At 66.9% G+C, this 9,529-nt stretch carries 10 protein-coding genes; 3 read left to right on the top strand and 7 right to left on the bottom strand.

Annotated elements, in window-relative coordinates; all coding sequences use genetic code 11:
- Positions 1-769, bottom strand: a 769-nt coding sequence (locus tag R2601_RS12345) for a PAS domain-containing protein (RefSeq protein ID WP_007798807.1), incomplete at its 3' end; no start/stop codon positions are given.
- 19 nt (positions 770-788) lie between these two features.
- A complete protein-coding gene (locus R2601_RS12350; protein ID WP_007798810.1) occupies positions 789-1,364 on the bottom strand; it encodes a heme oxygenase-like domain-containing protein in 576 nt (191 codons plus the stop codon).
- A gap of 269 nt (positions 1,365-1,633) precedes the next feature.
- Between R2601_RS12350 and R2601_RS12355 the strand changes: the two genes are divergently transcribed.
- The gene (locus R2601_RS12355; RefSeq protein WP_007798812.1) at positions 1,634-1,846 is read left to right on the top strand and encodes a DUF1127 domain-containing protein; all 213 of its coding nucleotides are present in this window, start codon (positions 1,634-1,636) and stop codon (positions 1,844-1,846) included.
- A 43-nt stretch (positions 1,847-1,889) separates the two neighbouring features.
- Here the strand turns inward: R2601_RS12355 and R2601_RS12360 are convergent, their stop codons facing one another.
- Both R2601_RS12360 and fabI read right to left on the bottom strand, forming a co-directional pair.
- Positions 1,890-3,080, bottom strand: a complete 1,191-nt coding sequence (locus tag R2601_RS12360) for an acetate/propionate family kinase (protein ID WP_007798815.1) — start codon at positions 3,078-3,080, stop codon at positions 1,890-1,892.
- Positions 3,081-3,263: 183 nt separating this feature from the next.
- A complete protein-coding gene (gene fabI, locus R2601_RS12365) occupies positions 3,264-4,031 on the bottom strand; it encodes an enoyl-ACP reductase FabI (RefSeq protein WP_007798817.1) in 768 nt (255 codons plus the stop codon).
- Positions 4,032-4,300: 269 nt separating this feature from the next.
- On the opposite strand from fabI, the gene R2601_RS12370 reads away from it, so the two are divergent.
- Positions 4,301-5,152 (top strand): glycoside hydrolase family 25 protein, encoded by an 852-nt coding sequence (locus tag R2601_RS12370; RefSeq protein WP_007798820.1) that lies wholly within the window; start codon positions 4,301-4,303, stop codon positions 5,150-5,152.
- A 104-nt stretch (positions 5,153-5,256) separates the two neighbouring features.
- Positions 5,257-6,495 carry an aminopeptidase gene (locus tag R2601_RS12375; protein ID WP_007798822.1) on the top strand — a complete coding sequence of 413 codons (1,239 nt, stop codon included), beginning with the start codon at positions 5,257-5,259 and terminating at the stop codon, positions 6,493-6,495.
- An 84-nt stretch (positions 6,496-6,579) separates the two neighbouring features.
- Here R2601_RS12375 and R2601_RS12380 read toward each other — a convergent pair whose 3' ends face one another.
- The 3 genes from R2601_RS12380 to R2601_RS12390 form a co-directional block, all read right to left on the bottom strand.
- Positions 6,580-7,359, bottom strand: a complete 780-nt coding sequence (locus R2601_RS12380) for an ATP-binding cassette domain-containing protein (RefSeq protein WP_007798825.1) — start codon at positions 7,357-7,359, stop codon at positions 6,580-6,582.
- Complete coding sequence (locus R2601_RS12385; protein ID WP_007798826.1) at positions 7,356-8,426, bottom strand: ABC transporter permease; 1,071 nt, start codon at positions 8,424-8,426, stop codon at positions 7,356-7,358. The genes R2601_RS12380 and R2601_RS12385 overlap by 4 nt, the downstream gene beginning before the upstream one ends.
- Positions 8,427-8,533: 107 nt before the next feature.
- Positions 8,534-9,529, bottom strand: coding sequence for a sugar ABC transporter substrate-binding protein (locus tag R2601_RS12390; RefSeq protein ID WP_040544665.1), 996 nt, complete (start codon positions 9,527-9,529; stop codon positions 8,534-8,536).

Genomic DNA, 9,529 nt, shown 5'->3' on the forward strand with positions numbered 1-9,529 from the left:
GGATCGGCGAGACCGAGCGCGTCACCGCCAGCGACAGGTCGAGCGGCTGGCCGTCGAGGGTGGTGCCCGGCAGGATCGGGCTGCCGGGATCGTTCACGTCCGAGATCAGCCGCAGCAGAGCGCGCTTGTAGAGCGCACGGGCCTGCACCGGGATATCGGAGGCGGGAAACATCAGCCCGTCATATTTCGACTGCCCGTCCTTGCGCACCTCTGCCACCACCTTGCCCGACTGGTCGGGCTGGAACTGGTAGACCATGACGCTGTCGAAGCCGCACAGCCCCTGAAGGCCGCGCGCCGCGGCACGGGTCAGCGAGCGCAGGTCGCGGTTTCGGCTGAGCGCCGAGATCTGCGGATAGACCTCGGCCAGCATGTCGCGGCCGCGGGTGGCGACCTTGGGTTCGAACTCGATGATCAGGTGGCGGCCCGAGCCGTGGACCGAAACGTCGAAGGCCTTGCCGCTGGCCTGCATCGTCACGTTGAACAGCCGCAGCACGCCATCCTGAAGCTCGACCACGCGCAAGTTCTGGCGGATGCGGTCGAAGCCGTCCGACACGATCAGCTCGTGCAGCGGGCGGCCGAGCGCCGCCTCGGCGGGGATGCCGAGGATCGCTTCTAGGTTCTCCGATGCATGCTGCACGATCCAGTCCGTCGACAGCGCCAGCAAAGCACCATAGGACTGCACCCGTCCAAGCTGATGGATGGGCTCGCGGTCGCAATCGGTGAGATCCACGGTCCGCTGCGGGGCAGGGAACGGCGGCGTAGTCGTCATATGATGGGGTCTTTCGTCTTCATGCCTGGGTAAGGGCCGCGCGTGCAAAGATTGCGAAGCCTGCCTTGGTGTCTTGAACGACCGTTGCGGCGCGGTCGGAGCCCACGTCAATGTTGTTGAGCTCGGCGCAGTGGCGCTGCCAGAGCTCCGGCATCGTGCCGATAAGGAAATATTGCGGGATCGCCTCGCGCTGGTGGTCTGCGAAGAGCCGGCGGCGCATGGTTTCGGTCCCCAGCCGCGAGCCCAGCACAAGGTAGTCGATGGCCACACCATCGAGGCTTTCGTCCGCGCTCTTGATCGCGGGTGCGATCACGCCGCGGTTCTCGAGGTCGAAGCGCAGCCGGCCGACAAGCTCGGTCAGCAAAAGCCCTGACAGCATCCGCTCGGCCTCCACCGGGCGGCTCGCCAGCAGCGCGCCGAGGGCGGCGTATTGGGTGGCGAGGAACCACGACAGGTGGCGTTCGGGCGCGGTCATGAAGGGCGCGAACTGCGCTTCGAGCGCGTCGTGCTCGGATTTCGTGTCCCGCCGGATGGCATGGCGGAAGGTCGGCGCGCAGTCGGCAAGACGCTCTGCGCTCGGAGCTGTCGTGGTCAAGTTCTGGTTGCCTTCAAGATACCTGTCGTCCCAAGTGCTTTAAACGCAAGGAAGACCGATAGGTTCCCGAAAAAGATTAACGACTTGTGAATTCGTGCTCTGCCGAGTTTCTACCAAGCCGGCATGAGCGTTCTGCATGTCGGGTTTTCGTATCTGTACATTGTTCTGTTGTCCTTGCGCCCCGATATGAGGTGTACCAAGGCGATGCGCTGCTCCGTTGCGAGCCCGCCACGCCGCATCCAGACATTTCGGACCGAAAGGACAGACACATGGCTCATGTGACCGAACATTCCGTACATTATGGGCTTGCCGCCCAGTTCCACAACGCCGTCGCCGCGGTGAGGCACTGGAACGCGCGCCGCAACGAATATGCCCGCATCCATGACGAGCTTGCCACCTATAGCGACCGCGAGCTTGCCGACATCAACCTGACCCGCTCGCAGATCCCCGAGATCGCCCGCGCCGCCGCCCGCGCGGTCTGAGCGGTGCGGAGGCGCCAGAGCGGCGCGCTCCGTTCCCGCGGGCTCAGGCGGCGCTTTCCAGCAGCCGCGTGCCGGCCCGAGCGATGACCAGCTCCTCGTTGGTGGGCACCACGAGGATCCGCGCCCGGCTCATCTCGGTGGAGATCAGGGTGTCGTTGCGGGCGTTGCGCTCGCGGTCCAGCTCCAGCCCGATCCAGCCCATCCCCTCGCAGACCCGCTCGCGGATCAGCCGCGAGTTCTCTCCGATGCCGCCGCAGAAGACCAGCGCGTCGAGCCCGCCGAGCGCGGCGGCCAGACCGCCCAGCTCGCGGCGGATGCGGAAGACGAAATAGTCGATCGCCTCGTTGGCCTCGACGGTGCCCGCGGCCTCGAGCGTGCGCATGTCGTTCGACAGGCCAGAGAGCCCCAGAAGACCGGATTTCGAGTAGAAGAGCTGCCGCACCTCGTCGATGCTCATGCCTTCCTGCTGCACCAGATAAAAGATCACGCCCGGGTCGATCTGGCCCGTTCTGGTGCCCATCGGCAGCCCGTCGAGGGCGGTGAAGCCCATGGTCGAGGCGATGGAATGCCCGCCGATCATGCCGCACATCGAGGCGCCGTTGCCCAGATGCGCCACGATCACCCGCCCGTCATGCACCAGAGGCGCCAGCCGCTTCAGCTCGCCCGAGATGTAATCATAGCTCAGCCCGTGGAAGCCGTAGCGCCTCACGCCCTTGTCGTAATACTCGCGCGGCAGGGCGAAGACGTCGTTCACCTTGGGGTGGCTGCGATGAAAGGCGGTGTCGAAGCAGGCCACCTGCAGCGCGTCGGGGAAGGCGGCCATGGCGGCCTCGACGCCCGCGAGGTTGTGCGGCTGGTGGATCGGCGCGAAGGGAGAGAAGCGGCGCAGCTCCTCGAGCACTTCGGCGGTGATCTCTACCGGCTCGGCATAGACCGGGCCGCCATGCACCACGCGGTGGCCGACCACCGAGGCCTTGGCGTTGGGAAATTTCTGTCGCAGCTCGCTGAGCGCGGTGTTGAGGGCGCTGACATGATCGCGCGCCTCGGCGGCGGTCAGGTCACGCTTGAGGGACGGGGCGGCGGCGCCGAAATCCGCCTTCAGCCGGGGCGTGGAGCCAATCGAGTCCACCAGCCCCGAGGCCAGTTCCACCGGCGTGCCGGAGATGTCGTAGAGGGCGAACTTGAGCGAGGACGAGCCCGCGTTCAGCGTCAGGGCGACGGGGGTCTTGGTCATGGCAGCGGGCGCCTTTCTGTCTGGTCCGGGGGCGTCGGGGGCCGGCATGGCGCCGAGATCTCGCCGCGGGCGCCCGGCGTTGCCGGCATCTTATCCGTCAGGGGTGTGGCGACCACCCCGTTTTTTGAGAGGCTGCCATGCCTTAGCTGCCGTTGCTCGTCTGCCGTCACAGGGCTTGGTCGCTCACGCAATGATCGAGTATCCGCCATCGATCTCGTGCACGCCGCCGGTCAGGTTGCGGGCCTGAGGCGAGGCGAGGAAGGCTGCCATGCCACCCACGTCCTCGATGCTCGCCAGCACGTGCATCGGTGCGCGCGCGGCGGCGGCGTTGAGCATCTCGTCGAAATGGCTGATGCCGCTTGCGGCGCGGGTCTTGAGCGGGCCGGGAGACAGCGCGTGCACCGAGATGCCCTTCTCGCCGAGCTCGGCGGCGGTGTAGCGCACGGCGCTCTCCAGAGCCGCCTTCACCGGCCCCATCATGTTGTAATCCTTCACTACGCGCACCGAGCCGAAGAACGACACGGTGAGACAGGTTCCGCCCTCGTGCATCAACGGCTCGGCCTGCCGGATCATGCGCAGGAAGGAATGCACCGAAACATCCATCGCCATGGTGAAGCCCTCGGCCGAGCAGTCGACGACGCGGCCATGCAGGTCGTCGCGCGGCGCGAAGGCGATGGAGTGCAGCAGCGTGTCGAGCCGGCCCCAGCGGGCGGTGATCTCGTCGAACACCGCCTCGAGCTGGCCGGGCTGGCTCACGTCGAGCGGCAGGATGATCTCGGCGCCCAGCTCCTCGGCAAGGGGGCGCACATGCGGCTCGGCCTTGGCGTTGAGATAGGTGATCGCGAGATCGGCGCCCTGTTCGCGCAAAGCCTTGGCGCAGCCCCAGGCGATGGAATGCTCGTTGGCGATGCCGACGATGAGCGCCTTCTGCCCTTCTAGTGAAAATAACATGTTACGTCTCCAGATGCGCCTGCCACTCTGCCGCAAGCTGTGCGTGCTGTCGGTATCAAAGCAATGACAAAAAGGCGGATTTCGCTGCGCTGCGGCAATTCGCGCCGTGGCGGCGACAATTTCAGCGTGTCGTGAACGTGGGCCCATGTCCGAAGCGCTTCGGGGGAAATCGTGATCGGCAGTGGCCTCGGTAACTGATGCGTGAAAGCCGGTTCCGCGCTATGATTCCCGCATAACGAGCAGGACAGTGCAGGCAGGATACAGGCATCATGAACGACAAACCCTTCGCGGGTCGCGTCACCGCCGCGGCCCTCTTCCTCGCAGCAGCAGCGGCGCTTGCCGCCTGCGGCAGCGCGCCCCCGTCATCGCAGGATTTCGCCACCTCCGGCGTCAGCCAGATGTCGATCCGGGCCAACCGGGCCGAGGGCATCCCCGTGCGCTTCGGGGACACCAAGCCGCACGCCTGGGGCGCGCGCAGCCCGGCGAGCTACCCGGTCCACGGGCTCGACGCGGCGCGCTACCAGGGGCGCATCGATTTCCGCGAGGCGCGGCAGGCCGGCATCAGCTTCGCCTGGCTCAAGGCCACCGAGGGTGGCGACATGGTCGATCCGGCCTTTGCCGAGAACGCCGCCGGGGCGCGCCGCGCGGGCGTGCCGGTGGGGGCTTATCACTTCTACTATTTCTGCCGCCCGGCGCATGAGCAGGCGGCGTGGTTCATCGAAAACGTGCCGAAGGTGCGGGGCGATCTGCCCCCGATCCTCGACATGGAGTGGAACCACCTCTCGCCGACCTGCACGCTGCGCCCGCCGGCGGCGGAGGTGCGGGCTTCGATCCGTGAGTTCAGCCGCATCGTCGCGCGCCATTACGGTACCGCGCCGCTGATCTACACGACGCCGGACTTCTATGAGCGCAACGATCTGGGATCGCTGCGCGGGGTGGAGTTCTGGCTGCGTTCGGTCAAGGCGCACCCGAACGAGCGCTACCCGAACGAGCGCTGGAGCTTCTGGCAGTATTCCGGCACCGGGCTGGTGCCTGGGGTGGGCGGCCCGGTGGATCTCAACGCCTTTGGTGGCAGCCGGCAGGCCTGGCAGGTCTGGCTGTCGCAGCGCAGTCAGGGCTGACGATCTGGGGGAGAGCGGGGCGCCACGTCAGGCGCTTCGCGCTTGCCCGCGGGGATGCAGGTGATACCTCTGTCGGCAATCCACTGACAGAGCGAGGACGCCTCATGACCGACAGCCCCATCGACCCGACCCAAGTGCAGCGTCTTGCGGATGTGGCGGTGCGCACCGGCCTCAACCTTCAGCCGGGGCAGGAGCTGGTGCTGACCGCACCGATCGACGCGGCGCCGCTGGTGCGCGCCGTGGCCGCCGCCGCCTACGAGGCCGGCGCCAGCCTCGTGACGCCGATCTTCGCCGATCCGGGCGTGTCTCTGGCGCGCTATGGCAAGGCCGGCGATGAGAGCTTCGACACCGCCGCAGGCTGGCTCTACGAGGGCATGGCCGAGGCCTTCAAGCGCGGCGCCGCGCGCATGGCCATCGTTGGCGAAGACCCGATGCTGCTGGCCGAGCAGGACGCCGCCAAGGTCTCGCGCGCGGGCAAGGCGAACTCCGCCGCCTACAAGCCGGCGCTCGAGAAGATCGCCAATTTCGAGATCAACTGGTCGATCTGCGCCTGGCCGGGGCAGGCATGGGCGCAGCGCATGTTCCCCGATCTCGCCCCTTCCGAGGCGCAGGCCAAGCTGGCCGAGGCGATCTTTGCCGCCTCCCGCGTCGATCGCGACGACCCCGTCGCCGCCTGGGCCGAGCACAATGCGACGCTGCGCACCCGCACCGAGTGGCTGAACGAACAGCGCTTCTCGGCGCTGCACTTCAAGAGCCCGGGCACCGACCTGATCGTGGGCCTCGCCGATGATCACGAGTGGCATGGCGGTGCGTCCGAGGCACAGAACGGCGTGGTCTGCAATCCGAACATTCCCACCGAGGAGGTGTTCACCACGCCGCACGCGCACCGCGTCGACGGCACCGTGCGCTCGACCAAGCCGCTGTCGCATCAGGGCAGCCTAATCGACGGCATCGAGGTGACCTTCAAGGATGGCCGCATCATCGAGGCCAAGGCCGAAAAGGGTGGCGACATCCTGCGCGAGCTGATCGCTACCGACGAGGGTGCGGCACGGCTGGGCGAGGTGGCGCTGGTGCCGCACAGTTCGCCGATCTCGCAGTCGGGGCTGCTGTTCTACAACACCCTCTTCGACGAGAACGCCGCCTGCCACATTGCGCTCGGCCAGTGCTATTCCAAGTGCTTCCTCGACGGCGCCAGCCTGTCGGCGGAAGAGGTGGCCGAGAAGGGCGGCAATGCCAGCCTGATCCATGTCGACTGGATGATCGGTGGCGCAGATACCGACATCGACGGTATCACGCCCGACGGCACCCGCGTGCCGGTGTTCCGCGGCGGCGAGTGGGCCTGACCTCATCTTGCGAGACTAGGAAAAACGGCCCCGGTGCTGGAGAGCACCGGGGCCGTCCCGTGCCGGAGCGGGCTCCGGGAGGCGTCAGGCCGGCTCCAGCGCGTCTTCGGGCACGGCGGCGCCGGTCATGTAGGCCACCGCGTCGGACATGGTGTGGTTCTTCGGGTCGATGACGCAGAGGCGCTTGCCGAGGCGGTGGATGTGCACCCGGTCAGCAACCTCGAACACATGCGGCATGTTGTGCGAGATCAGGATGATCGGGATCCCGCGCGAACGCACCTCCTGGATCAGGTCGAGCACCCGGCGGCTTTCCTTCACGCCGAGCGCTGCGGTGGGCTCGTCGAGGATCACCACCTTGGAGCCGAAGGCGGCGGCGCGGGCCACGGCCACGCCCTGACGCTGACCGCCCGAGAGCGTCTCGACCGGCTGGTGGATGTTCTGGATCGTCATCAGACCCAGCTCGGCCAGTTTCTGGCGCGAGAACTCCTCCATCGCCTTCTTGTCGAGCTTGCGGAAGAGCTTGCCCATGATGCCGTCCATGCGGATCTCGCGCCCCATGAACATGTTGTCGGCAATCGACAGGGCGGGGGACATGGCGAGCGTCTGGTAGACCGTCTCGATGCCGTAGCCGCGGGCGTCGTTGGGGCTCTGGAAGGCGACCGGCTTGCCGTCGAGCTTGATCTCGCCGGCGTCGGGAATGATGGCCCCCGACAGTGCCTTGATCAGGGTCGACTTGCCGGCGCCGTTGTCGCCGATCACCGCGAGGATCTCTCCCGGCATCAACTCGAAGTCGCAGTGGTCGAGGGCGGTCACGCGGCCATAGCGCTTCACGAGTCCGCGGGCTTGGAGAACAGGCTGGGTCATGCGGTCACCTTTCTGATCCACTGGTCGACGGTCACGGCGGCGATGATCAGCACACCGATAAGGAGGTAGGTCCATTGCGGGTCGGCCCCCGCCATGCGCAGGCCCAGCTCGAACACGCCGACGATCAGCGCGCCGAAGAAGGCGCCGAGGATCGAGCCGCGCCCGCCGAAGAGCGAGATGCCCCCGATCACCACGGCGGTGATCGCCTGGATGTTGCCGATGACGCCTGTGGTGGCGGAAGGCGAGACCGAGCCGAAGCGTCCGATCATCACCCAGCCGGCGAGGCCGCAGATGAAGCCCACCAGCATGTAGACCGACATCAGCGTCTTGTGGCGGTCGACACCGGCGAGCTGCGCGGCCTCCGGGTCGTCGCCCACGGCATAGACGTGGCGGCCCCAGGCGGTGGAGCGCAGCGCATAGGCAAGGATCAGCACGGTGCCGAGCATCACCACCACGCCCAGCGTGATCACCGCGCCGCCGATGGTGAACTTGGTGCCGAGGAATTGCAGTGCCGGGGCGAGCTCCTCGATCTCTTGCGAGCGCAGGGTCTCGTTGCGGGAATAGAGGTAGTTCACCGCGAGCACGATCTGCCACATGCCGAGCGTGACGATGAAGGGCGGCAGCTTGACCTTGCTCACAAGCCAGCCGTTCATAGCGCCGATGGCGGTGCCGCAGGCAAGGCCGATGGGGATCGCGAGCGGGGCGGGGATGCCGTAACGAAAAGTCACCTGGCCCATGATCACCGAGCACAGGACCGCCACGGCGCCGACCGAGAGGTCGATGCCGGCGGTGAGGATGATCAGCGCCTGTGCCGCGGCCAGAACGCCGACGATCTGCACTTGCTGCAGGATCAGCGTCAGCGCGAAGGGCGAGAAGAACTTCGAGCCCAGCACGATGCCGAAGACCACCAGCGCCGAGATCAGCACGATCAGCGGCACCAGCGCGGGCGTGCTGTGCAGCGCATCGTGGAAGCGGCCCATGAGACCTTTGTGGGTGGTCTCGAACTCGGCGAATTTCTCTTCGCCTCGGGTCTTCACCACGTCTTCGTAACTGTCGGTGTTCGCCATGGTGCCATCCTCCGGTGGCGGGCGCATCTCGCGCGCCCGCGTTTGGCAGTTGAAGGGGAAGGGGGCCGGCCCTCAGTCGGGGGAGAGGGCCGGCCGTTCGGGGCGGTTCAGCCCCAGCAGAGGTTCAGGCCCTCTTCGACCGAGATCGACTCCACGCCGTCGGCGGGCTGGTCGGTCACCAGCGCGACGCCGGTATCGAAGAAGTCCTTGCCCTCGGTGGCTTCGGGCTTGGTGCCGTCCTTGGCATAGGCGGCGATCGCCTCGATGCCCTTGGAGGCCATCAGCAGCGGGTATTGCTGCGAGGTTGCGCCGATCACGCCGTCGGCGATGTTCTGCACACCCGGGCAGCCGCCATCGACCGAGACGATGAGCACGTCGTTCTCGCGCCCGATGGCCTTGAGCGCCTCGTAGGCGCCGGCGGCAGCGGGCTCGTTGATGGTGTAGACCACGTTGATCATCGGATCCGATGCCAGCAGGTTCTCCATCGCCTTGCGGCCGCCTTCCTCGTTGCCCTGGGTCACGTCATGGCCCGCGATGCGCGGGTCGTCCTCGTCGCCCCACTGGTTGGGATCCTTGATGTCGATGCCGAAGCCTTCCATGAAGCCCTGGTCGCGCAGCACGCCCACGGTGGGCTGCGACACGTCGAGATCGAGGAAGCCGACGCGTGCATCGGCGGCGCCATCGCCAAGCTTGGCCGCGGCCCACTGGCCGATCAGCACGCCGGCCTTGTAGTTGTCGGTGGCAAAGGTCATGTCCGCCGCCTCGATCGGGTCGAGCGGGGTGTCGAGCGCGATCACCAGGATGCCGGCGTCACGCGCCTGCTCGATCACCGGCACGATGGCCGAGGTGCTGGACGGCGTGATCAGGATACCGCTGGCGCCGTTGGCGATGCAGGTCTCGACCGCCGCCACCTGCGTTTCGTTGTCGCCGTCGACCTTGCCGGCATAGCTGTTGAGCGAGATGCCGAGCTCTTCGGCCTTGGCCTCGGCGCCTTCGCGCATCTTCACGAAGAACGGGTTGGTGTCGGTCTTGGTGATCAGGCACGCGCTGACCTCCTGCGCAGCCGCGCCAAACGTGGATGCGGCAAGCGCGAGGGCGCTGAT

Source organism: Salipiger bermudensis HTCC2601 (assembly GCF_000153725.1).
GTDB classification, from domain to species: domain Bacteria; phylum Pseudomonadota; class Alphaproteobacteria; order Rhodobacterales; family Rhodobacteraceae; genus Salipiger; species Salipiger bermudensis.